General features: G+C 67.3%; 20 protein-coding genes and 1 tRNA gene. 11 read left to right on the top strand and 10 right to left on the bottom strand.

Going from position 1 to position 22,852, the window contains the following annotated elements:
- Positions 1 to 3 precede the first annotated feature (3 nt).
- Complete coding sequence (locus CXY91_RS01025; RefSeq protein ID WP_100959057.1) at positions 4 to 729, bottom strand: RlmE family RNA methyltransferase; 726 nt, start codon at positions 727 to 729, stop codon at positions 4 to 6.
- Positions 726 to 1,826 carry a Ppx/GppA phosphatase family protein gene (locus CXY91_RS01030; RefSeq protein WP_244543678.1) on the bottom strand — a complete coding sequence of 367 codons (1,101 nt, stop codon included), beginning with the start codon at positions 1,824 to 1,826 and terminating at the stop codon, positions 726 to 728. The genes CXY91_RS01025 and CXY91_RS01030 overlap by 4 nt, the downstream gene beginning before the upstream one ends.
- 231 nt (positions 1,827 to 2,057) lie before the next feature.
- On the opposite strand from CXY91_RS01030, the gene glpK reads away from it, so the two are divergent.
- Together glpK and CXY91_RS01040 are read left to right on the top strand one after the other, a co-directional pair.
- On the top strand, positions 2,058 to 3,560 hold the full coding sequence (glpK, locus tag CXY91_RS01035) for a glycerol kinase GlpK (protein WP_100958940.1): 1,503 nt from the start codon (positions 2,058 to 2,060) through the stop codon (positions 3,558 to 3,560).
- A gap of 161 nt (positions 3,561 to 3,721) precedes the next feature.
- Positions 3,722 to 3,795, top strand: a tRNA-Gln gene (locus CXY91_RS01040).
- 274 nt (positions 3,796 to 4,069) lie between these two features.
- Here the strand turns inward: CXY91_RS01040 and CXY91_RS01045 are convergent.
- From CXY91_RS01045 to CXY91_RS01060, 4 genes are all read right to left on the bottom strand, one after another.
- Positions 4,070 to 4,963: a DMT family transporter gene (locus tag CXY91_RS01045; protein WP_100958941.1), complete on the bottom strand. Its 894-nt coding sequence runs from the start codon at positions 4,961 to 4,963 to the stop codon at positions 4,070 to 4,072.
- Between the two features lie 59 nt (positions 4,964 to 5,022).
- The gene (locus CXY91_RS01050; protein ID WP_100958942.1) at positions 5,023 to 6,408 is read right to left on the bottom strand and encodes an RNB domain-containing ribonuclease; all 1,386 of its coding nucleotides are present in this window, start codon (positions 6,406 to 6,408) and stop codon (positions 5,023 to 5,025) included.
- A gap of 256 nt (positions 6,409 to 6,664) precedes the next feature.
- The gene (locus CXY91_RS01055; protein ID WP_100958943.1) at positions 6,665 to 7,717 is read right to left on the bottom strand and encodes an FAD-binding oxidoreductase; all 1,053 of its coding nucleotides are present in this window, start codon (positions 7,715 to 7,717) and stop codon (positions 6,665 to 6,667) included.
- The gene (locus tag CXY91_RS01060) at positions 7,714 to 8,952 is read right to left on the bottom strand and encodes an aromatic ring-hydroxylating oxygenase subunit alpha (protein ID WP_199777324.1); all 1,239 of its coding nucleotides are present in this window, start codon (positions 8,950 to 8,952) and stop codon (positions 7,714 to 7,716) included. The genes CXY91_RS01055 and CXY91_RS01060 overlap by 4 nt, the downstream gene beginning before the upstream one ends.
- Before the next feature lie 183 nt (positions 8,953 to 9,135).
- Here CXY91_RS01060 and CXY91_RS01065 point away from each other — a divergent pair, with 183 nt between their 5' ends.
- From CXY91_RS01065 to CXY91_RS01100, 8 genes are all read left to right on the top strand, one after another.
- A complete protein-coding gene (locus CXY91_RS01065) occupies positions 9,136 to 10,128 on the top strand; it encodes a GlxA family transcriptional regulator (RefSeq protein WP_100958944.1) in 993 nt (330 codons plus the stop codon).
- A 113-nt stretch (positions 10,129 to 10,241) separates the two neighbouring features.
- Positions 10,242 to 10,895 (top strand): ABC transporter permease, encoded by a 654-nt coding sequence (locus CXY91_RS01070; protein WP_100958945.1) that lies wholly within the window; start codon positions 10,242 to 10,244, stop codon positions 10,893 to 10,895.
- Positions 10,892 to 11,998 (top strand): ABC transporter ATP-binding protein, encoded by a 1,107-nt coding sequence (locus CXY91_RS01075; RefSeq protein ID WP_100958946.1) that lies wholly within the window; start codon positions 10,892 to 10,894, stop codon positions 11,996 to 11,998. The genes CXY91_RS01070 and CXY91_RS01075 overlap by 4 nt, the downstream gene beginning before the upstream one ends.
- 1 nt (position 11,999) lies before the next feature.
- Positions 12,000 to 12,728 carry an ABC transporter permease gene (locus CXY91_RS01080; protein WP_091829794.1) on the top strand — a complete coding sequence of 243 codons (729 nt, stop codon included), beginning with the start codon at positions 12,000 to 12,002 and terminating at the stop codon, positions 12,726 to 12,728.
- A gap of 35 nt (positions 12,729 to 12,763) precedes the next feature.
- Complete coding sequence (locus CXY91_RS01085) at positions 12,764 to 13,654, top strand: glycine betaine ABC transporter substrate-binding protein (RefSeq protein WP_100958947.1); 891 nt, start codon at positions 12,764 to 12,766, stop codon at positions 13,652 to 13,654.
- Positions 13,655 to 13,709: 55 nt separating this feature from the next.
- Positions 13,710 to 14,567: a nitrilase-related carbon-nitrogen hydrolase gene (locus tag CXY91_RS01090; protein WP_158673218.1), complete on the top strand. Its 858-nt coding sequence runs from the start codon at positions 13,710 to 13,712 to the stop codon at positions 14,565 to 14,567.
- Complete coding sequence (locus CXY91_RS01095; protein ID WP_100958949.1) at positions 14,564 to 15,901, top strand: MmgE/PrpD family protein; 1,338 nt, start codon at positions 14,564 to 14,566, stop codon at positions 15,899 to 15,901. The genes CXY91_RS01090 and CXY91_RS01095 overlap by 4 nt, the downstream gene beginning before the upstream one ends.
- Before the next feature lie 306 nt (positions 15,902 to 16,207).
- The gene (locus CXY91_RS01100) at positions 16,208 to 17,278 is read left to right on the top strand and encodes an LLM class flavin-dependent oxidoreductase (protein WP_100958950.1); all 1,071 of its coding nucleotides are present in this window, start codon (positions 16,208 to 16,210) and stop codon (positions 17,276 to 17,278) included.
- A 24-nt stretch (positions 17,279 to 17,302) separates the two neighbouring features.
- Here CXY91_RS01100 and phnE read toward each other — a convergent pair whose 3' ends face one another.
- The 3 genes from phnE to phnD are packed head-to-tail and all read right to left on the bottom strand — an operon-like array spanning position 17,303 to position 20,789.
- Entirely contained in the window at positions 17,303 to 18,934 is a 1,632-nt protein-coding gene (phnE, locus tag CXY91_RS30765) for a phosphonate ABC transporter, permease protein PhnE (RefSeq protein ID WP_248307302.1), read from the bottom strand.
- Positions 18,931 to 19,722 (bottom strand): phosphonate ABC transporter ATP-binding protein, encoded by a 792-nt coding sequence (phnC, locus tag CXY91_RS01110; RefSeq protein ID WP_100958951.1) that lies wholly within the window; start codon positions 19,720 to 19,722, stop codon positions 18,931 to 18,933. The genes phnE and phnC overlap by 4 nt, the downstream gene beginning before the upstream one ends.
- A 20-nt stretch (positions 19,723 to 19,742) precedes the next feature.
- Complete coding sequence (phnD, locus tag CXY91_RS01115) at positions 19,743 to 20,789, bottom strand: phosphate/phosphite/phosphonate ABC transporter substrate-binding protein (protein ID WP_442896406.1); 1,047 nt, start codon at positions 20,787 to 20,789, stop codon at positions 19,743 to 19,745.
- 148 nt (positions 20,790 to 20,937) lie between these two features.
- On the opposite strand from phnD, the gene CXY91_RS01120 reads away from it, so the two are divergent.
- Positions 20,938 to 21,816, top strand: a complete 879-nt coding sequence (locus CXY91_RS01120; protein WP_100958952.1) for a TIGR01459 family HAD-type hydrolase — start codon at positions 20,938 to 20,940, stop codon at positions 21,814 to 21,816.
- Between the two features lie 9 nt (positions 21,817 to 21,825).
- On the opposite strand, the gene CXY91_RS01125 is transcribed toward CXY91_RS01120, so the two are convergent.
- The gene (locus CXY91_RS01125; protein WP_465246832.1) at positions 21,826 to 22,833 is read right to left on the bottom strand and encodes an anion permease; all 1,008 of its coding nucleotides are present in this window, start codon (positions 22,831 to 22,833) and stop codon (positions 21,826 to 21,828) included.
- Between the last annotated feature and the right edge of the window lie 19 nt (positions 22,834 to 22,852).

The raw sequence follows: 22,852 nt of genomic DNA on the forward strand, positions 1-22,852 counted from the left end.
ACGTCAACCGAGCTCGCTGTCGTCCGCAGACTCGGCCTTGCGCCGAAAGCCGGTCGCCAGCACGTAGAGTTCGGAGGAATCGGCCCGACTCGCTGCCGGCTTGATGTTGCGCACCTGGGCGAAATCGCGCTTCAGCTCCGCCAGCAGCCCGGCCGTGTCGCCACCCTGGAAGAGCTTGGCGAGGAAGAAGCCGCCCGGTGCCAGCACGCTGTTGGCGAATTCGAGCGCTGCCTCGGCGAGGCCGATGATCCGCAGATGGTCGGTTTTCTTGTGGCCGGTGGTGTTTCCGGCCATGTCGGACATCACGCCGTCGGCCTTGCCGCCGAGCTTTTCCGTCAACAGGGCAGGGGCTTCCTCCGCCATGAAGTCGAGCTCGATCAGCTCGACATGCGGGATGGGGTCGACCGGCAGGAGGTCTATGCCAACGATCCGGCCCTTGCCGTTCTCAAGCCCGATCTTGGCCCCTGCGACCTGGCACCAGCCGCCCGGCGCGCAGCCGAGATCGACCAGCTTCTGGCCGGTTTTGAGGAACTTGTAGCGCTCGTCCATCTCGGCGAGCTTGAACGCCGCGCGCGAGCGATAGCCCATTTCGCGCGCCCGCTTCACATAGGGGTCGTTCAGCTGGCGCTCGAGCCAGAGCTGCGAGGAATGGCTGCGCTTGGCGGGCTTCTTGACCTTAATGCGCAGGTCGCGTGCGCCACCGCCGCTGCCGGACTTTGTTGTCGTCATTGCCTTCGGCGCCACCAGGCGCGATCCTCGTGCATCATCCTGAGCAGGATGCCTTCGCGCAGGCCGCGATCGGCGATGCGCACCTTCGGGCTCGGGAAGGCCCGCCGGATCGCCTCGAAGATGGCGCAGCCGGCGAGCACCAGATCGGCCCGCTCGCGGCCGATGCAGGCATTGGCCTGACGCTGGGCATAGTCCATCGCGACGAGTTCGTCGATGACGCTGCAGATGTCCCGATCCTGCATCCACAGCCCGTCGACCTGCCGCCGGTCATAGCGCGGCAGGCGCAAATGGATGCCGGCGACGGTGGTGACGGTACCGGAGGTGCCGAGCAGGTGGAAATTCGGCGCATTCCGCGCCGCCGCGGCCTTTGCCGCAAACGGCGCCAGCGCCTCGCTGCAATCGGTGACCATGCGCTCGAACTTCTCGCGCCCGACCTCGATGCCGCCATAGCGCTCCGCCACCGAGACCACGCCGATCGGCAGCGAGGCCCATTCGCGGATGCGGGAGGCGGGGTCGCGCCCGGCCTCGCGTCCGCCGAGCCAGACGATCTCGGTGGAGCCGCCGCCGATGTCGAAGACGATGACTGCGCCGGCTTCCGGTGCCGCCAGCGCGGCGCAGCCGGTGACGGCGAGCGAGGCTTCCGTGCGCTGGTCGACGATCTCGAGTTCGAGCCTTGCTTCCTCGCCCACGCGGCGGACGAACTCGATACCATTGGTCGCAGCCCGGCAGGCTTCTGTGGTGATCAGGCGGGCCCGGGTGACGCCGCGATGGTCCATCTTGCTCTTGCAGACCTTGAGAGCTTCGACCGCCCGATCCATCGCGTCGTCGCAAAGCTTCCCGCTGGCCCCGAGTCCCTCGCCGAGTCGCACGATCCGCGAAAACGCGTCGACGACCCGGAAGCCGTGCTGGGCCGGCCGGGCGATCAGCAGACGGCAATTGTTGGTGCCGAGATCGAGCGCGGCGTAAGTGGTCGGATGAGGGCGCTGGAACGGGGCCGGAGCGAAACGAACCGCGTCCGGCGGCGCGGGCCGCTCGCCCGGTAGAGGGACCACCGCCACGAGGGGGCGGTCGGAATCCTGGCGGTCTTCGACCGTCACTGGCTAACCCTTCGCCGGTCAGGACCGTCATGGTGGCCCGCCGGAGTCCAGCAAGAAGCTGGAACGTTTCCATTCGAAGGGCAGCGTAACAACAGCACGCGGCCCCTGCCAAGCGGAACCTGTGGCGAAACTGCGGCATGGTCGGCGGCGCTTGCCTGTGTCCCGTCTTCGCGGCAAAGCTCGCCTCGACCGGCATGACCAAGCCGGCGGCGACCAATCGGGAGAAACGGCATGGCGGCGCGGCGCATGATTCTGGCGATCGACCAGGGCACGACGTCCTCCCGTGCCATCCTGTTCGATGAGAATCTGCAGCCGCTCGCCAGTGCCCAGCAGGAGTTCCCGCAGCATTATCCGGCTTCGGGCTGGGTCGAGCACGAGGCGGAGGATCTCTGGGAGAGCACTCTCTCGGTCTGTCGGCAGGCGCTGGCGCGCGCCGAGGCGCGGGCAGGGGAGGTCGCGGCGATCGGCATCACCAACCAGCGCGAGACCACGCTGGTCTGGGACCGCAGCACCGGACAGGCGATCCACCGCGCCATCGTCTGGCAGGACCGGCGCACCGCCGAGCGCTGCGCCGCGCTGGAAGCGGAAGGCCACGGCAAGCTGGTCGCCGAGCGCACCGGCCTGCGCATCGATCCCTATTTCTCCGGCACCAAGATCGCCTGGATCCTCGACCACGTCCCCGGAGCCCGCGAGCGGGCGAAGCGCGGCGAGCTCGCCTTCGGCACGGTCGACAGCTTCCTGCTCTGGCGCCTCACCGGAGGGCGGGTCCATGCCACCGACGCGACCAACGCCTCGCGCACCATGCTGTTCGACATCCATCAGGGGCGTTGGGACGAGGAATTGCTGGCGCTGCTCGACATTCCCGCCGCAATGCTGCCTGACGTCCGCGACTGCGCCACCCATTTCGGCGACAGCGAACCTGGCCTGCTCGGCGGCGCGATCGCGATTCGCGGCATCGCGGGCGACCAGCAGGCGGCGACCGTGGGCCAGGCCTGCTTCGAGCCCGGCATGCTGAAGTCGACCTATGGCACCGGCTGCTTCGCGCTGCTCAACACCGGAGCCAGGGCTGTCACCTCGCAGAATCGCCTGCTCTCGACCATCGCCTATCAGCTCAAGGGTGTGCGCCATTACGCGCTGGAGGGCTCGATCTTCATCGCCGGTGCCGCCGTGCAATGGCTGCGCGACGGGCTCGGCATCATCGAGAAGGCCTCCGACAGCGGCCCGCTCGCGGCCAAGGCCGATCCCGGGCAGCAGGTCTATCTGGTGCCGGCCTTCACCGGCCTCGGCGCGCCGCATTGGGACGCCAACGCCCGCGGCGCCTTATTCGGGCTGACGCGCAATACGGGTCCACGCGAATTCGCCCGTGCCGCGCTTGATTCGGTCTGCTTCCAGACACTGGACCTGCTGGAAGCGATGCGCTCCGACTGGCCGGAGGCGGATGGGGCGGAGACGGTGCTGCGTGTCGATGGCGGCATGGTCGCCTCCGACTGGACGATGCAGCGCCTCGCCGACATCCTCGCCGCCCCGGTCGATCGGCCGCAGGTGCTGGAGACCACCGCGCTGGGCGCGGCCTATCTTGCCGGCCTCGACGCCGGGCTTCTGCCCGAGCCGACGCAGTTCGCCGACCGCTGGCGGCTGGAGCGGCGATTCTCGCCCGGCCTCGCCGAGGAGACGCGCCGTAACCACGTTGCCGGCTGGCGCGACGCCGTCAGGCGCACGTTGAGCGGGAGCTGACGCGCGCCGATGTCCAGTCGCGTGGGCTTTGGCGATCGCTTGAGACGCTGTGCCAGGCGCTGTGAGCGGCTCGCATGTCGAAATCGTCACAGAAGGCTTGCAACCGGGCGCGAGGTTGTTTAGATCGCCCCCATCCGACGCGTCGCAGACAACGCGCCCGTTGGGGGATCGTCTAACGGTAGGACCCCAGACTCTGACTCTGGTTGTCTAGGTTCGAATCCTAGTCCCCCAGCCACTTCCCTAAGTGGTTGATTTTAGAGATGTATCCTCGAGTGCAGTAGCAGGCCGCCACGCTCGTCCGTGGGCGGGACCTGTCGCTCGCCGACGCTCTGTATCTTTGCTTTATCGCGTTATCTGCACCCGAACTACTGTTCGCTTTGCTCGAGAATGCTCAGATCGGCTGCGCCCCGGCCGTTGCTCTCTGCCATGTCGCAATGGCGCGAGTATCCAATTGGTGCGACACGGCTATCCGCCCCAGGACGGTGCGGGCGCGGATCGAGACGTCGGTCTCAGGCGCCTTTGCGGATCTCGGAAATGGCGATCCCGCCGATGACGAGGGCGATGGCTACGACCGCATAAGGCCGCAACGGCTCATGCGCGACGGCGACCGACAGGACGATGCCGAAAATCGGGACGAGATTGTAGAAGACGCCGGCCCGCGCGGCGCCGATGAGCTCGACGCTGCGCAGATAGAGCAGCTGGCACAGCAGCGACGGGAAAAGCCCGATGAACAGCAGGATCGCCCAGCCCTTGGGCGTCGGCCATTGGAACTGACCGAGGGCGGCCTCGCCGATCGCGAGCGGAATCGAAGTTAGCAAGGCCGCCAGGGCGAGCCCGGCGATGAAGACGAGCGGCGACACCTGTGGCCGCCAGCGCAGGCCGACGGTGTAGACCGCATAGATGATGCTGGCCACGATCATCAGGATGTCGCCGCGATTGAAGGACAGCTCGACCAGAACGGCGAGGGAGCCGTGCGAGGCGGCGATGACGACGCCGAGGACGGTGATCGTCGCGCCGAGCCATTGCAAGGCCGGGGGCCAGGTCCCGAGCAGCGCGCCCGAGACCAGCAGCACGACGATCGGCGTCGCGCCCTGGATGATCGCCATGTTGATTGCGCTGGTCGTATGCGCGGAGGCGTAGAACAGGATGTTGAAGATCGTGAAGCCGATGCCGCCCATGGCGAGCATGAACGGCCAGCGACTGCGCAAGACGCGCCATTCGGCCAGCAGCGCCCGTCTGGCGATGAAGGCGAGGCACGTCGCAGCGATGACCCAGCGCAGCATGACGATCGCCATCGGCGACATCTCGCTGACGGACAATTTGCCGGCGACCACATTGCTTCCGAAGAAGAGCGTTGCGACCAGCAGATAGAAATAGGCGCGGACAGGGCTTTGAGTCGTCATCCCGCCATCTGCCCGCAACCATCGGGCGTTGTCACTTGCCCTGGCCGGGCCGCGCGCGCTCAGCCTGCTCGTTCGAAAGTGATCGTATGGCGCAGTGGATCGGCGGCGGTCAGCTTGACCTCGATCCTGTCGCCCGGGGTGCCACCTTGCCCGCGGACGCGAGCGACAACGGGCAAGTCGCAGAGCTGGATGCGCAGGCCGTGCTCGTCCGCATCGGTCACCACCGCCTTGAATAGGGTGCCTTCACTGCCCTTGAGCATCAGGGCCTCGGCCAGGTCGATCACGGCCCGGTCGATCTGGCCATCACGCGCGTCGGCCCGCGCCATTACCTGGGGCAATCGTTCGAATGCGGACGATACCGCCGGCGGCACCGGCTGGCCGTTTGCGACCGCGAGGGCGGCGCGCACCACATAGCGGTCTGCCAGCCGGCGCAGCGGCGCCGTGGCATGCACATAGCTCGCCGCCATCGGCGCATGCCAGGGCACGACGCCTTCGCGGTAGGGGACATAGCTCGCGCCGCCGCTGGCCCTTCTCACCGCCAGCGTGAAGGCCGCATGTCGGCTGTCGGACAGGTTCAGCGTCTTCTCGAACTGGGCGAGGGGCTCCATCTCCGGCCATGTCAATCCCAGCGCCTGCGCGGCGTGGCGCAGGCGCTGGACGGCCTTCTCATCCGGCTCGGGCATGACCCGGAACAGGCCGGTACGGGCCGCCAGGAGCGCGTCGGCGATGGCGAGGTTGCTGGCCAGCGACAAGGCCGCATTCTGCTCCTCGCTTCGCAGGCGTGGCCGGAACGTCAGCTGGTAGCGGCCATCGCCGAGAGCGCTGACCTCCTGTTCGGGTGGGTCGACGCGCGCCGCGCCGCGCCGGCTTTCGGCGGCATCGATACGGCGGGACAACTCGTCGAAATCGGGCGGCAGGTCGGCGGCGTCCACGCTGTCATAGGCGAGCTTGGCGGTGCTGCGGATGACAGCCCGCTCGGCGCCGTCGAGATGGACATTGCCGTCCGCGTCGACCCGGGTCGTAAAGATCACGGCCGGCCGGGAGACCGCCGGCAGCAGGCTCGCGGCGCCCTCGGTGAGGATCGGCGGATACAGCCCGGCCTTGCCGTCCGGCAGGTAGATCGTCGTGCCGCGCCGCCAGGCTTCCTGGTCGACAGCGTCGCCATCGTCGACGAACCAGGCGACATCGGCGATGGCGTAATGCAGCAGCAGGTCGCCGCCGCTGCGCTCGATCGCGAAGGCCTGGTCGAGATCCGTTGAGGTCGCGGGGTCCAGCGTGACGAAGCGCCGGTCGGTGCGATCGGCATGCTCGGTTGGCAGGCGCCCGGCTGCAGCTTCCGCTGCGGCGACGATTTCGGCCGGAAACTGGTCGGCAACGCTGAATTGCAGGCGGATTGCCGCCAGTCCGTCGATCAGCGCATTGGTGGAGTCGATGAGCGTCTTCATGCCGTGCTGCCGGCCTCCACCTGTCGTTCGGCAGGCTGCGAAGGCACCGGCCAGGGATTTTGCCAATGGCCATGTTAGCCGAGCGCGACGCGAAGCAGCAGGCCCCATCCGCAGCGTCCCGCGCAATCCCGGGTGGTGCCAGTATGTGCCGGCCACCCTGCGTGCGAGAGGCTGCGCGCGTTCACGGCTTCAGTCATCGCGTTGAACGGGGCGATCCATGCCTCCGGCCGCTTCGCAGTGACGCTGGCAGCGGGTCCTACAATCCGATCGTCACATCCGAGCGCGGGCGCGAGGAGCAGGCGAGGATATAGCCCTGCGCCTCCTCTTCCGGCGAGATTCCGCCCTCGTGCCGCATCTCGACCGAGCCCTCGACGAGAGTGACCCGGCAGGTGCCGCACATGCCCGAGGCGCAGCCGCAGGGGATGACGATGGTCTGGCGCGTCGCGGCCTGCAGCAGCGTCTCGCCCGGCCGGGCGGTGAAATGCTTGCCGCCGAGCCGGATCGCATAGCCTCCGGCGGGCGCATCGGCTGGAACCGGCGGTGGCGGGACGGCCGCGACGGCGCCGAAATGCTCGACATGGAAGAGCTCGCGGGCGCCGCCCTCGGCGGCGTGGATCAATCGCGCTTCCTCCATGAAGCCGGCCGGGCCACAGCAGAAGACCTCGCGGCGCCCGTAATCCGGCAGTGCGACCGAGACCAGTCGCCGCCCAAGCCGGCCGGCGAAGCCGAACCAGCCGGGCTCCGGTCGGCTGGCGAGCATGGCGACCTTGAGATTGGGCATCCGCGCCTGCAGCGCGGCGAGCTCGCGGGCGAACAGGATGTCGCGTGGCGTGCGTGCGGCATGGAGCCAGTGCACGTCGATATCGGGCTTGGTCGCAGCGAGATGGCGCAACATCGCCATCAACGGGCTCGCCCCCGAGCCGGCCGAAACCAGGGCGACCCTGTCGGTCGTGCGGCTGTCGATGGTGAAGCGGCCTTTCGGCAGGCGGCCGTCGAGCCGTGCGCCGACAATGAGCGCATCGTGCAGCCAGCGCGTGGCGCGGCCCTTGGCATGCGCCTTGATCGTCATCGCGATCGTGCCGGACGCGTCCGGTGCCGAGGCGAGCGAGAAGGTGCGGAACAGCGTCTCGCCATCGATCGAAAGCTTCAGCGTCATCGACTGGCCGGCTGCATAGCGCGGGACGCCGCCTTCCGGCCGGAAGACGAAGGTCTTCACGTCATGCGTCTCGTCGCGGATCTCGGCGACGACGAGCTGCAGCAGATCGGCTGCCGGAGCAGCGATCGGCGCTTCCAGGCTGCCCAGGCTCATTCTGCGGCAATCCTGAGCGGCGCGGGCTCGCCGGCATAGGCGGCCATCTTGCCGGCATACCAGTTGGTGAAGTTGGTGAGCATGAACTCGGTCGGGGCGTAGGGCCCGGGCTGGTAGCCCATGGAGCGGATGCCGGCATGGTTCACGGCGGCGAGCTCGGCGTCCTGCGCATTGGTCGCGATCCAGACCTCGGTCAGCCGCTTGATGTCGTAATCGACGCCCTCGACCGCATCCTCATGCACCAGCCAGGTCGTGCGCACCGCGGTCTTGTCCTGGGAAAGCGGCAGCACCCTGAAATGCAGGATGTGGTCGGCGAGGAAGTGGTTCCAGTTATTGGGAACCCGGAACATCCGGACCGAGCCGAGATCGGGCTCGGTGAAATCGGCGAGCAGCTTGTTGCAGGCCGGCCCGCCGTCCATCGTGAAGGAAAGGGCGCCTTCGTGGAAGGGCAGGCGGATGCAGCGGAATTCCTCGCCGCCATCGGCCGGCTGATGCGGCAGGCCCAGCGCATCCCATTTCGCCGTCTTGCGCTCCATCAGCTCCTTGAACTCGGCCGGCCCGCGCGGATCGTCCGGCAGCGCGAACTCGACCAGCGTCACCAGGAGCTCCGGATGGTTGCCGGCGCAGTGATAGCATTCGCGGTTATTCTCGATGACGAGCTTCCAGTTGGCGTCCTCGATCAGGGTCATCTCGAAAGCGACCTTGGTGCGCTCCGGCATATGCGGCGCGATGTAGGGCGTCACCGCCTCGCGATAGCGCGAGAGGTCGGGCGGGCTCTCGGCGAGGCAGATATAGACCATGCCGCAGATCACCTCGACATGGACCGGCTTCAGCCCATGGGCCGAACGGTCGAAGTCGGCCGGCATCTGGCGGGCGTTGAGCAGCGAGCCGTCGAGCTCGTAGACCCATTGGTGATAGGGGCAAACGAGCCGGTTGGCGCGGCCCTTCTCATGGCCGCAGATGCGCGAGCCGCGATGGCGGCAGCTGTTGTGAAAGGCGCGCACCTGTCCATCCCGGTCGCGCAGCACGACCACCGGATTCTCGCCGACTGTCAGGGTCAGGTAGTCGCCCGGTTTTTTGATCTCGCTGGCATTGCAGGCGAACAGCCAGTCGGTCTCGAACACGGCCTTGATGTCCGTCTCGTGCATCGCCGGATCGACATAGAAGGCCTGCGGCAGGCTATGGCCCTCGCGGCGCTCGGCAAGGAGCTGGCGGATGCGGTCGCGATCGATCATCGGCTGAAGACCCTGCGGATGGATGCCGCGATCTTGTGCCGACGCAGGGCAGGGAGGCCGAGGCATTCCGACCTCGCAGGCAAGCTTTGCGACGAGGCCATGTCGCTTTCATTGCAACAATGTCGGAAATCCGCTTTGCTTGGATCGGTTCCAGGCGGGATGATCAGGGCAGGAGGCCAAGGCATGAACGAGGCGCCGGCCGGCACCCAGATCGTGACGCTGCTGCTCGTCGAGGGCTTCTCGATGATGAGCGTCGCCTCGGCCATCGAGCCCCTGCGCTCGCTCAACCGGCTGGTCGATCGCGAGGCCTGGCGTTGGCGGTTGGCGAGCCTCGACGGCGGCGTCCTAGCAGCGTCGAACGGCATTCCGATCCCGACCGAGGCGGCCGAGACCGCCTTGCCCGGCTCGCATTACTTCTTCGTCTGTGGCGGCCTGCGCATCCAGTCGGTCGATGAGCGGCGCTATCTGGCCATCCTGCGCAAGGCGGCGCGCAGCGGCGTGCGCGTCGGCTCGCTCTCGACCGGCACCTATCTCTTGGCGCGCGCCGGCTTGCTCGACGGCTATCGCTCGACGATCCACTGGGAGAACCGCCCCGCCTTCCAGGAGGAGTTCCCCGATCTCGTCTGTACCGACAAGCTCTACGAGATCGATCGCGACCGGATGACCTGCTCGGGGGGCACGGCGGCGATGGACCTGATGCTGCACCTGATCACCGAGCGCCATGGCGCCGATCTCGCCCGCCGCGTCGCCAACCAGTTCCACCATGACCGCATCCGCGACGAGCGCGACAACCAGAGCGGCGGCCGGCTGGAGCGGATGTCGAGCCTGCCGCCGGCGGTGCGCAACGCGCTCAAGCTGATGCAACGCCATGTCGAGGATACGATCTCGATTGCCGAGATCGCCGAGAAGGTCGGCATGAGCCCGCGCCAGCTCGAGCGGCTGTTCCTGCGTTATCTACAGACCTCGCCGGCGCGCTACTATCTCTCCTTGCGCATCGACCGGGCGCGCGAGCTGCTGCTTTATTCCGACCGTCCGGTCCTGGAGGTCGCGATTGCGGCCGGCTTCACCTCGACATCGCATTTTGCCCATTGGTTCAAGAAGCTGCAGGGCGTGCGGCCGAGCCAGCTCCGCGGACGGCCTGCGAGCGAGGAGACGGCGCCGGCTTCTGCCAGTTGAGCACGGCAGGTCGCAAGCGCGACATGCGATGTCGCATTCCCGGCCCGAGGCTGGAACGGTTCTGATCGACACTTTCCCTCGAAAAGGCGGAAAACCGCTGCGAGGGGACGAGAGTGGAGACGATCGCCTTCATCATGGCGAACCTTCCGGTGATCGGACAGCGCATGCTCGAGCATGTCTCGCTGGTCGCCGTCTCCGTCGGCGTCGCGATCCTGACCGGCGTGCCGACCGGCATCGCGATCACCCAGAGCAAGCGCGCCGCCGATCTTGTCCTCTACATTGCCTCGATCATCATCACGATCCCCTCGATCGCGCTGTTCGGCCTTCTGATCCCGCTGCTCTCGACTATCGGCCACGGCATCGGCTACCTGCCGGCGGTGATCGCGCTGATCCTCTACGCGCAGCTCCCGATCATCCGGAACACCTATACGGCGATCATGAACGTCGATCCGGCGCTGCGCGAGGCGGCGCGGGGCATGGGCATGACCACGCTGGAGCGGCTGCGCCGGGTCGAGCTGCCCTTGGCGCTGCCGGTGATCCTGAACGGGGTGCGCAGCGCGGTGGTGCTGAACATCGCGATCGCCGCGATCGCGACTTACATCGGCGCCGGCGGCCTCGGCACCTTCATCTCGCGCGGCATCTCGCAGACCGATATCCGCCAGCTCCTGACCGGCGCCATCGCCGTCAGCCTGCTCGCGATCCTCGCCGATTACGGCCTGCTCTTCGCGCAGCGCCTGCTCACCTCGCCGGGATTGAAGCTGAAATGATCCGTCTCGAGCAGGTCTCCAAGCATTTCGGCACGATGATCGCCGTCGATCGCATCGACATGGAGGTGCCGGCCGGCGCCGTCTGCGTCCTGCTCGGCCCATCCGGATGCGGCAAGACCACGACGATGAAGATGATCAACCGGCTGATCCCGCCGACCGCGGGCAGGATCTATGTCGACGGCAAGGATACGGCCGGGGTCGACGAAGTCACGCTGCGGCGCTCGATCGGCTACGTCATCCAGCAGATCGGCCTGTTCCCCAACATGACGATCGAGGAGAACATCTGCGTCGTGCCGGACCTCCTCGGATGGCCGGCGTCGAAGTCGCGCAAGCGCGCCGCCGAATTGCTCGACATGGTCAATCTCGACCCCTCGGTCTTCCTCAAGCGCTACCCCAAGCAGCTCTCCGGCGGCCAGCAGCAGCGCGTCGGCGTGGTGCGCGCGCTCGCCGCCGACCCGCCGGTACTGCTGATGGACGAGCCTTTCGGGGCGATCGACCCGATCAACCGCGAGGTGATCCAGGACGAGTTCATGAAGCTCCAGGCGGAGCTGAAAAAGACCATCGTCTTCGTCAGCCACGACATCGACGAAGCCGTGAAGATGGCGAGCCGCATCGCGATCTTCCGAGACGGCAAGCTGATCCAGTACGACACGCCCGACAACATCCTCGCCCATCCGATCGATGCTTTCGTCTCCGAGTTCGTCGGTTCCGACCGGACCCTGAAGCGGCTGCGGCTGATCAAGGTCACCGACGCCATGATGGCGCAGCCACCGCGCGTGCACGCCGAGGACACGCTCGATACGGCCGCCAGGCTGATGGAGGAGCATGGCCATATCTCGATCGTGATGGTCGGGCCGCGCGGCCGGGCCCGCGGCGTGGTGCGGCTGGAAGAGGCGCGCGAGCGCAAGGGCACGGTCGGCGAGCATCAGGAGCCGCTGCCCGGCGTCGTCAATCTCCGAGACGACCTGCGCACCGCGGTCTCGCAGATGTTTACCCATGGCGTGACCTGGCTCGCCTGCGTCGACGATGACGGCTTCTACAAGGGCTACATCACCCAGAAGAGCATCACCCAGGTGCTCGGCGCGACCTACCGGGAAAGCTGAGATGGCGCGCGCGGGCCTGGCAGGAACGCTTCGCTGGCTCGTCGTCTTCGGTGCCTTCGCGCTCGGCGCCTGGCTGCAGGCGCGCGGCACCATCCCCGCCATTTTGAGCCACTCGGGCGACGTGACCTATCTCATCCGCCAGCATCTCGCTCTCGCGGCGATGTCGGGCGCCATCGCACTAATCGTCGGCATCCCGCTCGGCATCCTGCTGACGCGCCCGCGCTTCGAGATCTTCGCCGATGCGGTGACGCAGATCGTCAATCTCGGCACCACCATCCCCACCCTCGCTTTGCTCGCGATCTCGATGTCCTTCCTCGGCATCGGCTCGCCGCCCGCGGTCTTCGCGCTCTTCGTGCTGACGCTGCTGCCGATCGTGCTCAACACCATCGCCGGCCTCCGCTCGGTGCCGCAGCATCTGATCGAGGCGGCGCGCGGCATGGGCATGACGCCCGGCCAGATCCTGCGGCGGGTGGAGCTGCCCAACGCCGTCTTCGTCATCCTCGCCGGCGTGCGCACCGCCTTCGCCATCAATATCGGTACCGTGCCGCTGGCCTTCCTGATCGGCGGCGGCGGCCTTGGCGAACTCATCTTCACCGGCATCGACCTGATGGAGCCGAGCATGCTGCTGGCGGGCGCGATCCCGACGGCGCTGCTCGCCGTGCTCGTCGATTTCCTGATCGGCCAGATCCAGTTCTGGCTGGTTCCCAAAGGCGTCAACCCGTTGCGCTGAGCAGCGGCACACAACCAGAAAAGGGGAGTACGACCATGCACAAGCGCAGTTTCCTGGGACTCGCTTCCGCCGCTTTGGCCTTCGCCGCCCTGCCGCTCGCCGCGCAGGCGCAGACCATCGTCGTCGGCGGCAAGAACTTCACCGAGCAGCAGATCATGTCGGAGATGACGACGCAGCTGCTCAAGGCCAAGGGCTTCACCGTCGACAAGCGCGCGGGCCTCGGCACCGCGCCGCTGCGCCAGGCGCAGGAAGCCGGGCAGATCGACCTCTACTGGGAGTACACTGGCACCTCGCTGATCACCTTCAACAAGGTCGTCGACAAGATGGACGCGGCCGCAACCTATGCGAAGGTCAAGGAGCTCGATGCCGCCAAAGGGCTCGTCTGGCTGAACCCGTCCAAGGCCAACAACACCTATGCACTCGCCATGCGCAAGAAGGACGCCGAGGCCAAGGGCGTCAGGACGCTCGACGATCTCGCCGCCAAGGTGACCGGTGGCCAGTCCTTGAAGTTCGGCTGCAATGCCGAGTTCTACGCTCGACCCGACGGGCTCGCTCCGCTGCAGAAGGCCTATGGCTTCGATTTCGGCCGCGAGAACGTGGTGCGGATGGATACCGGCCTCGTCTACCAGGCGCTGCGCGACAGCCAGGTCGATGTCGGCCTCGTCTTCGCCACGGACGGGCGCGTTCCCGCCTTCGATTTCGTCATCCTGGCCGACACCAAGGGCTATTTCCCGACCTATGCGATGACTCCGGTCGTCCGCAAGGAGACGCTCGACAAGAACCCGGAGCTGGCCGAGCTGCTGAACGGGCTCTCCGCCAAGCTCGACGACGCGACGATGGCCAGGCTCAACGCGTCCGTCGATGTCGACAAGAAGAGCATCGAGGAGGTCGCTGCCGGCTTCCTCAAGGCGCAGTCGCTGGTCTGATCGTTCCGCCCGAGCCGGAGGCGCACCGCGTCTCCGGCTGTCCTGCGAGAGCCCCATGTCGTCGCTGAAGGTCGCGATCGCCCAGATCCGGTGCGAGCCGGCCGAGCTTTCTGCAAACCTTGCCATGCACCTCGACGCCATCGCCCGGGCGCGCGGGCTGGGCGCAGAGCTGCTGCTCTTTCCCGAGCTGTCGCTGACCGATTATCTCGTCGCGCCGGACTGCGGGGCGCTGGCACTGAGGCCGGACGCCAATCCGCTTGCGCGCCTCGCCGAGGCGGCTGACGGCATCACGGTCTCGGCCGGCTTCATCGAGCGCGGCGAAGAGGGCCGCTTCTTCAACAGCCAGGGCCTGTTCCGCGACGGCAGGCTGCTCGCGATCCATCGCAAGCTCAATCTGCCGGGTTACGGCGCCCTGCGCGAGGATCGTGTCTATGCCCGCGGCAGCGGTCTTGCTTCGGTCGAACTCGCTGCGGGCTGGCACGCCGCCACGCTGATCTGCGCCGATGCCTGGAACCCGGCGCTGCCTTGGCTCGCCGCGCTCGGCGGCGCCAGCCTGCTGCTCCTGCCGGCAGCGTCGGCGCTCGGCGCTGTCGGCAACGGCTTCGACAATCCGCGCGGCTGGGAGATCAACCTCGCCCACACCGCGATGACCTACGGCCTGCCGACCCTCTTCGCCAATCACTGCGGCAGGCGCGGTGGCGCTGCGTTCTGGGGCGGATCGCGCATCCTCGATGCCTGCGGCCGCGAGCTGGCGCGTGCGGGAGAAGCGCCGGAACTCATCATGGCGGAGCTGTCGCAAGCCGATGGCGAAGCGGCAAGGCGGCGCCTGCCGACCGCCCGCGACGGCGATCCGGCGCTGGTCGGCGCCTTGCTGTGCAGTCTGATCTCGAACAGCGAGCGCATTAGCCCATGACCGGCCCGATCGACTTCATCCACGGTTTGAGTTTCGCGCAGTTGCCGCCCGAGGTCGTCCACCAGGCCCGTCGCTGCCTGCTCGATCTCGTCGGCGTCGCCATCAGTGGTCGGCAGACCGCGCTCTCGCGCATCGCGCATGATTTCGCGGTCGATCATCTCGGCGCCGGGCGAAAGAGCGCGCGCCTGCTCTTCGACGGGCGCCGCGTGAGCGCAGCCGGCGCGGCCTTCGCCGGGGCGACGACGATCGATTCCTTCGACGCTCATGACGGTCACGCTTTGACCAAGGGCCATGCCGGCGTCGCGATCATGCCGGCGCTGCTTGCTGTCGCCGATGCCGAAGGGATGCTCGAGGACGGCGCTCTCGATGGCGAGGCGCTGCTGACCGGCCTCGTCCTCGGCTACGAGATCGCGACGCGGGCCGGCATCGCGCTGCACGCCAGCGCCTGCGACTATCACACCTCCGGCGCCTGGAATTCGCTCGGCTGCGCCGCCGTCGCCGCCCGCCTGCTCGGCCTCGACGGCGAGCGCACGCGCCATGCGTTGGGCATCGCCGAATATCACGGACCACGCAGCCAGATGATGCGCTGCATCGACCACCCGACCATGGTCAAGGACGGCTCGGGCTGGGGTGCACTGGCTGGCGTCAGCGCCGCTTATCTGGCGAAGGACAGCTTCACCGGCGCACCGGCGGTCACGCTGGAGGCGCCCGAACAGGCGGCGATCTGGGCCGATCTCGGCGAACGCTGGCTGATCGTCGACCAGTATTTCAAGCCCTGGCCGGTCTGCCGCTGGGCGCAGCCTGCGATCGAGGCGGCCAGCAGCCTTCTTGGCCGGCATCAATTCGAGGCTTCGGACATTGATCTGATCGAGGTGGAGACGTTCCACCAAGCCGTGCGGCTCGGCGCGCAACTGCCGGCATCGACCGAGATGGCGCAGTACGCGATCGGCTTTCCGCTGGCGGCCTTCATGGTTCGCGGGAGACTCGGCGCTGAGGAGATCGGCGGCGCCGGCCTCGCCGATCCCGCGATCAAGGAGATGCTGCAACGGATACGGCTGGTCGAAGCGGCCGAGCTCTCCCGCCGTTTTCCCGCGGAGAGGCTGGCGCGCCTGCGCATCGTCCTGAAATCAGGCCATGTCGCCGAGTCGGACGTCTCGTCTGCCCGCGGTGACCGGCGGCGTCCTTTGACAGATGCCGATCTGTGGGCAAAGTTCGACCTGTATGCAGCCCTGCTCGGCAATGAGCGGAGGGCTCAGCTCGGCCATGGCTGCATGACCCTGGCTGAAGGTTCTACGGCCTGGCGCCTTAGCCGCGACCTGTTCGCGCCCATCTGACACGAGCTGTCTTGCGGCTGGATCCGCGCGAAGGCTGGACGATTGCCGTTCAAGCCCGGCGCTCCCGATGGCCGTCCGGAGGCTGTGGATTCCCGAGATGGGCTGAAGAATGAAGTGATCTAGCACGGCATTCTCCCGTCAGGGCAAAATGGAGATCGTTATTCCAACTATATCGTTCTTTTGATCGAACGTTTTCATTGACGCAGCGCTGGGCCGGCGCGCACTCTGGAGCATGCGCAAATGCCGCCCGATATTGTCTTCGGGCGAGGCGCAAACTTGCTGACCAGCTGACTGCGACGCGACGATATGAGCCTTGAATCCGAATACCTCTGGTACATCCCCAATGTCGTCGAGCCCGGTCATCGCGGCGATTCCACGGTCGAAGGCCATAACAGCCTGGAGACGCTGACCAGCCACGCCAGGGCGCTGGAGGATCATGGCTGGAAGGGCGCGCTGCTCGGCACCGGCTGGGGCCGGCCGGACACCTTTACGGTCGCGACCGCGCTCGCGGCCCGCACCACCACCTTCGAGCCGCTGATCGCGATCCGCCCGGGTTATTGGCGGCCGGCGAACTTCGCCTCCGCCGCAGCGACGCTCGACCACCTGACCGGCGGGCGCGTGCGCATCAACATCGTGTCCGGCAAGGACAATCTCGCCGCCTATGGCGACAGCGAGGGCGACCAGGCGCATCGCTACGGCCGTACCAAGGAGTTCATGCGCCTGGTGCGCAGGCTTTGGACTGAAGAGAATGTCGACTTCGCCGGCGAGCATTTCCGGGTCGACGGATCGACCGTGGTGCCGCGTATCGAACAACGCGGCGCGCGGCGCCATCCCAGGCTCTATTTCGGCGGCGCCTCCGATGCGGCCGAGCGGGTGGCCGCGACCGAAGCGGATGTCCAGCTCTTCTGGGGCGAGCCGCTCGACGATGTCCGTCAGCGCATCGAGCGGCTGAAGGCCTTGAGCCGCGATCTCGACCGCGACCTGCCGCCGCTCGAATTCGGACTGCGGGTCACCACCTTCGTCCGCGACACCACGGAGCAGGCCTGGGCTGAAGCGCAGGCCAAGGTCGCCGAGATGGCGCAGGGCAAGGGCCAGGGCTGGAACGACCACCGGCGCGGTGTCGCCGTCGGCCAGCAGCGCCTGTTCGACCTGCAGGGCCGCGGCGAGGTGCTCGACGACAATCTCTACACCACGCCGGGCAAGTTCGGCGGCGGCGGGGCCGGCACCACCTGGCTGGTCGGCTCGGCTGAGGACGTCGCGCGCTCGCTGTGCAAGTATCGCGACCTTGGCATCAGCCATTTCGTCCTGTCGGACACGCCCTATCTGCCCGAGATCAGAAGGCAGGGCGAACAGCTGCTGCCCTTGCTGCGGAGCTGAAACGGGAGGCCTGCGCCTCTCGTCTCAGATCACCCTTGCGCGCAGCGTCGCGGTGACGATCTCGGTGACAACCACGACCGCGAAGATCACGACGAGCACGAGCCCGACCTGATCCCAGTAGAGATTGTCCATCGCTGCCTGCAGGGCGACGCCGAGGCCGCCGGCGCCGACCAGGCCGAGCACGGCGCTCTCGCGCACATTGATGTCCCAGCGGAACAGGCTGACGGCGAGGAAAGCCGGCTTCACCTGCGGCCAGAAGCCCTTGAGCAGGACCGAGCGCCAAGGCGCGCCGGCGGCCCGCAGCGCCTCGATCGGGCCGGGCTTGGCCTCCTCGATCGCCTCGGCCAGGAACTTGCCGGTGAAGCCGATCGAGTGCACCGCCACCGCCATGACGCCGGCGAGGGCACCGGGGCCGAAGATGGCGACGAAGAGCAGCGCCCAGACCAGCGTATGCACCGAGCGGGTCGCGACCAGGATGAAGCGGCCGAGCGTGTTGACCCAGAGCGAAGACGAGATGTTGCGGGCGCACATCAGCGCGACCGGCGTTGCCATGAGGATCGCCAGCACCGTGCCAAGCGTCGCGGTATGCAGCGTCTCGATCAGCGCCTGCTGCACGGTCTTGGGGAAGTAGGCCCAGTCGATCGGCCACATCCTCGCGAAGAGGTCGACCGTCTGCGCCGGCGCGTCGTAGAGGAATTCCGGGATCACCTCGATGGTCTGGACCGACCAGCCCAGCGCCAGCGCCGCTACGCCCCAGAAGGCGAGGCGCATGCCGCGCTCGGCCGCGGTGAAGCGATGCCAGACCGGGCCGGATGCGCCTTGCTTGACCTCGCCGCTCGGCGCTTCGTCCTGATAGACCCGGCGCATGAAGGCGGAGAGGATCTCGCCGGCCATCACCGCCAGGATGATCGCGATGATGATGGTCAGGACGAAGTCGTAGTCGAAGCGCTGGAAGGCCGTGAACAGGGTCGCGCCGATGCCGCCGCCGCCGACCAGGCCAACGAGGGCGGAATTGCGCAGGTTCGAGTCGAGCTGGTAGGCGGCAAAGCCGATGAAGCGCGGCAGCACCTGCGGCACTACGCCCATGATCACCACCGAGAGGAAAGGCGAGCCGGCGGCGCGCAGCGCCTCGATCGGCTTCATCGACATCTCCTCGATCGCCTCGGCAATCAGCTTGGCGATGAAGCCGATGGTGGCGACGATCAGCGCCAGGATGCCGGCGAGCGCACCGAAGCCGACCGCCTTGACGAAAAGGATGGCGACGATGACCGGGTGGAAGGTCCGGCAGAGCGCGATGAGACCGCGCGCCAGGATCGTCACCGGCAGAGGCATCAGGTTACGCGCGGCGCAAAGGCCGACGGGCAAGGCCAGCAGCACGCCGGCGCCGGTCGCGATGATGGCGATCTGCAGCGATTCCAGCATGCCCTGCGCGAGCAGCTGCAGCTTGTCGTGCGCCAGGTTCGGCGGGAACATGCGGCCGAGGAAGCGCGCACCGTTGCCGAGGCCCTGGACGAAGCGCTCCCAGCGGATGTCGACGATGCCGGCGGCGTAGATGACATAGGCGACGAACAGCACCGCGCCGAGGCGCAGCGGCCAGTTCGGCGGGAAGGCGCGGGCGCGCAGGCTGCCGCCGGCGCTCACAGGAGGGGCGCTCATTCCATCCAGCCTTCGCCGCCATAGATCTCGGCGAGATGGCTGTCCTGCAGCCCGGCCGGCGGCCCGTCATAGATGACGAGGCCCTTGGACATACCGATCATCCGTAGCGCGTAACGTCGCGCCAGCGCGACGTTGTGGATGTTGACCAGCACCGGGATATTGCGCTCGCGCCCGACCTTGGCGAGCAGCTCCATGATCTCGACCGAGGTCTTGGGATCGAGCGAGGAGGTCGGCTCGTCGGCGAGGATCAGGTCCGGCTCCTGCATCACCGCGCGGGCGATGCCGACGCGCTGGCGCTGGCCGCCGGAGAGCTGGTCGGCGCGGCGGGTGGCGAAATCGCCGAGCCCGACGGATTCCAGCAGCGCGAAGGCGCGGGCGATGTCTGCTTCAGGGAAGCGCCGCGTCCAGGCGCGCCAGACCGGGACATTGCCGAGCCGGCCGCAGAGCACGTTCTCGATCACCGTCAGCCGCTCGACCAGGTTGTATTCCTGGAAGACCATGCCGAGGCGCCGGCGCGCCGCCCTGAGAGGCTCGCCCTGCAGCTTCGCCAGATCGGTCTCGCCGAGCATGATCGAGCCGGAGGTCGGGTCGACCAGACGGTTGATGCAGCGGATCAGCGTCGACTTGCCAGTGCCGGACGGGCCGATGATCGCGACGATGCCGGGCTCGGAGACGCTGAGCGAGATGTCGCGCAGGACCGGCTGGCCCTTGCGATACTCCTTGACGAGGTTGCGGATGACGAGCGCCCGGCCATGGCCGGGCGCCTCTGCGACGGGAAGGGCGCTCATGAGCTGCGAAAGACTTTCGGTCAGGGCTTGGCCGGCGCGGGCTGCTGCGCCTTCTTGGCGGCGGCCTCGGCCTCGCGCTTGGCTTCGGCGTCGTAGGCCGACTTGTTGTAGGGCGTGCCCGACTTCTCCGCGACGTCGCGCACGATCGCCCAATCCTTCTGGTAGGTGATCGGCAGGAAGCGGTCGTCGCCGTTGAACTCCTTGGTCATTTCCGGGGTGAAGCGGAAGGAGAAGAAGCAGTCGGTCAGCTTCTTGGCGAGCTCGGGCTTGAGGTCGTGCGCATAGGCGAAGGACGAGGTGGGGAAGATCGCGCTGCGATAGATCTCGCGGGTGTCGTCCTTCTTGATCGTGCCGCGCACGATCATGCGCTCGTAGACGTCGCCGGCGACGGCGCCCATGTCGTAGTCGCCCGAGACGACGCCGAGGATCGACTTGTCGTGGCCGCCCGACATCAGCGGCTTGTAGTCCTTGTCGGCCTCGAGCCCGTGCTCGGGGAAGAGCACGCGCGGGGCGAGGTTGCCTGAGTTGGACGAGGGCGAAGTGTGGGCGACCTTCTTGTCCTTGAGGTCCGACAGCTTCTGGTAGGGGCTGGAGGCCTTGACCACGGCGACGAGATTGTAGCCCCGCACGCCGGCCGCCGAGCCCTTGGCGGCAAACGGGATCGCGCCGGCGAGGTTGACGGCGAAGCCGGTCGGCCCGGTCGAGAATCCCGCGAAATGCAGGCGGCCGGAGCGCATCGCCTCGATCTCGGCCGAGTTCGACTGGACTGGGTAGTAGACGATGCGCTTGCCGGTGCAGGCCGCGAGATGGTCGGTCAGCGGCTTGAAGATGTTGGCGTAGACGGCGGGGTCTTCGACCGGCGTATAGGCCCAGACCAGCGCCGACGGGTCCTTCAGCTTCGACGGATCGGTCGGCACGTCGGCGACCAGGTCCTTGTTGGCGTCGCAATACATCGTGTCGAGCTGGCCGCGATTGGGGCAGGCGTCCTGTGCCTGCGCCGCCCCAGCGAGCCCGAGGCCAACGAGCAGCGAGGTCGTGGCGGTCAGGCAAGTCAGCATCTTGGTCATGGTCGGCGTCTCTCCCGGTCGATCTTGATTATGAGCTGGCTATAGTATGTGACACAAAACTGTCATATTCCAGCCGGGCGAAACGTCTCGACTTACGACTATCGTGGTCTTGTCCACCGCGACGGTCGGACACTCACCAACCCTGACGATGCAGAGCCTTTCTCCTACAACCTTCCCGGACGATCTCGCGGCGTTGATGCCGCGCTATGACGGCTTCCTGCTCGACCAATGGGGCGTGCTGCATGACGGTATCCAGCCGTATCCGGGTGCCGTCGCCGCGCTCGAGATGCTGCGCCGGGCGAGCAAGCGCGTGATAATCCTCTCGAATTCCGGGCGTCGTGGCGCCGAGAATGCCACGCAGCTGGCGAAATTCGGCTTTGCACGCGATCTTTATGATGAGGTCGTCTCGGCCGGGGACGACGCCCGCGATGCATTAGCGGCGCGCGACGAACCGTTCCATCGCGCGCTCGGCCGGCGCTGCCTGTTGCTGGCACGCGAGGGCGAGGCGCATCTGGCGCACGGGCTCGGCCTCGACCTGGTCGATGACGTCGCCCCGGCCGACTTCATCCTGCTGATGACGATGGACCCGCCCCGGCAATCGGTCGCCGGCTGGATCAGCTTGCTCGAAGCGGCCAGCGCGCGGCGCCTGCCCATGGTCTGCGCCAATCCGGACCTGCATCGCACTAGCCCCGATGGCGGCCTGCAGGAGGCGCCGGGCCTCGTCGCGCGCGCCTATGAGCAACTCGGCGGTATCGTGCGCTATCACGGCAAGCCTGAGTCGCGCATCTATCGCAACTGCCTGGCGAAGCTCGGGCTCGACCGCGGGCGCGTCGTTGCGATCGGCGATTCGCTGGCGCACGACATCGCCGGTGCGCATGGCGCCGGCATCGACAGTGTCTTCATCGGCGGCGGCATCCATCGCGGCGAGATCGTTTGGGATGGCGCGTCGATGGATCCGGCGAGCTGTCTTGCGCTCTTTGCTCGTGCGGGGCGAAGCCCGACCTATGCGCTGCCGCTGCTTGGCTGACGCTTTGGCTCAACGCCCGGTCAGGAAGAAACCTGACAGGAAATAGGCCAGTGCCGAGATCAGGCCCGCCGCCGGCATGGTGACGATCCAGGCGAAGACGATGCCGCGGGCGACGCCCCAGCGCACCGCCGTGACCCGCCGCGCGGCGCCGACTCCGATGATCGCACCGGTGATGGTGTGCGTGGTCGAGACGGGGACGCCGAGATAGGTCGCCATGAACAGGGTGATCGCGCCGCCGGTCTCGGCGCAGAAGCCCTGCTGCGGCGAGAGACGGGTGATCTTCGAGCCCATGGTGTGGACGATGCGCCAGCCGCCGCAGAGCGTGCCGAGCGCCATGGCCGCCTGGCAGGAGATCACGACCCAGAACGGCACCGAGAAAGTGTCGCCCATCATGCCGTGCGAGAACAGCAGTACGGCGATGATGCCCATCGTCTTCTGCGCATCGTTGGCGCCGTGCCCCAGCGAGTACAGCGAGGCCGAGACGAATTGCAGGAGGCGGAAGGTCGAATCGACCTTGATGGGCGCCACTCGCAGGAAGGTCCAGGAGACGATCAGCACCAGGAGCAGCGCAAGCGCGAAGCCGATCGCCGGCGACATGAAGATCGCGAGGAAGGTCTTGCCGAGCCCCCACCAGACGATCGACGACAAGCCGACCTTCGACAGGCCGGCGCCGACCAGCCCGCCGATCAGCGCATGCGAGGAACTCGACGGGATGCCGGCGATCCAGGTCACCACGTTCCAGACGATCGCGCCGGTCAGCGCGCCGAAGATCACCCGGTCGTCGACGATCGTCGCCTGGATGATGCCGGAGCCGACCGTCTGGGCGACATGCAGGCCGAAGAACAGGAAGGCGATGAAGTTGAAGAAGGCGGCCCAGAACACCGCCCATTGCGGCGCCAGCACCCTCGTCGAGACGATGGTCGCGATCGAGTTGGCGGCGTCGTGCAGGCCGTTCAGGAAATCGAACAGCAGCGCGACGGCGATCAGGAAGATGAGGGCAGGGGCGAGGCTGGCGATGTCCACGGCGCGGTGCGCC

Source organism: Allobosea sp. FBZP-16 (genome assembly GCF_002831785.1).
GTDB classification, from domain to species: domain Bacteria; phylum Pseudomonadota; class Alphaproteobacteria; order Rhizobiales; family Beijerinckiaceae; genus Allobosea; species Allobosea lupini.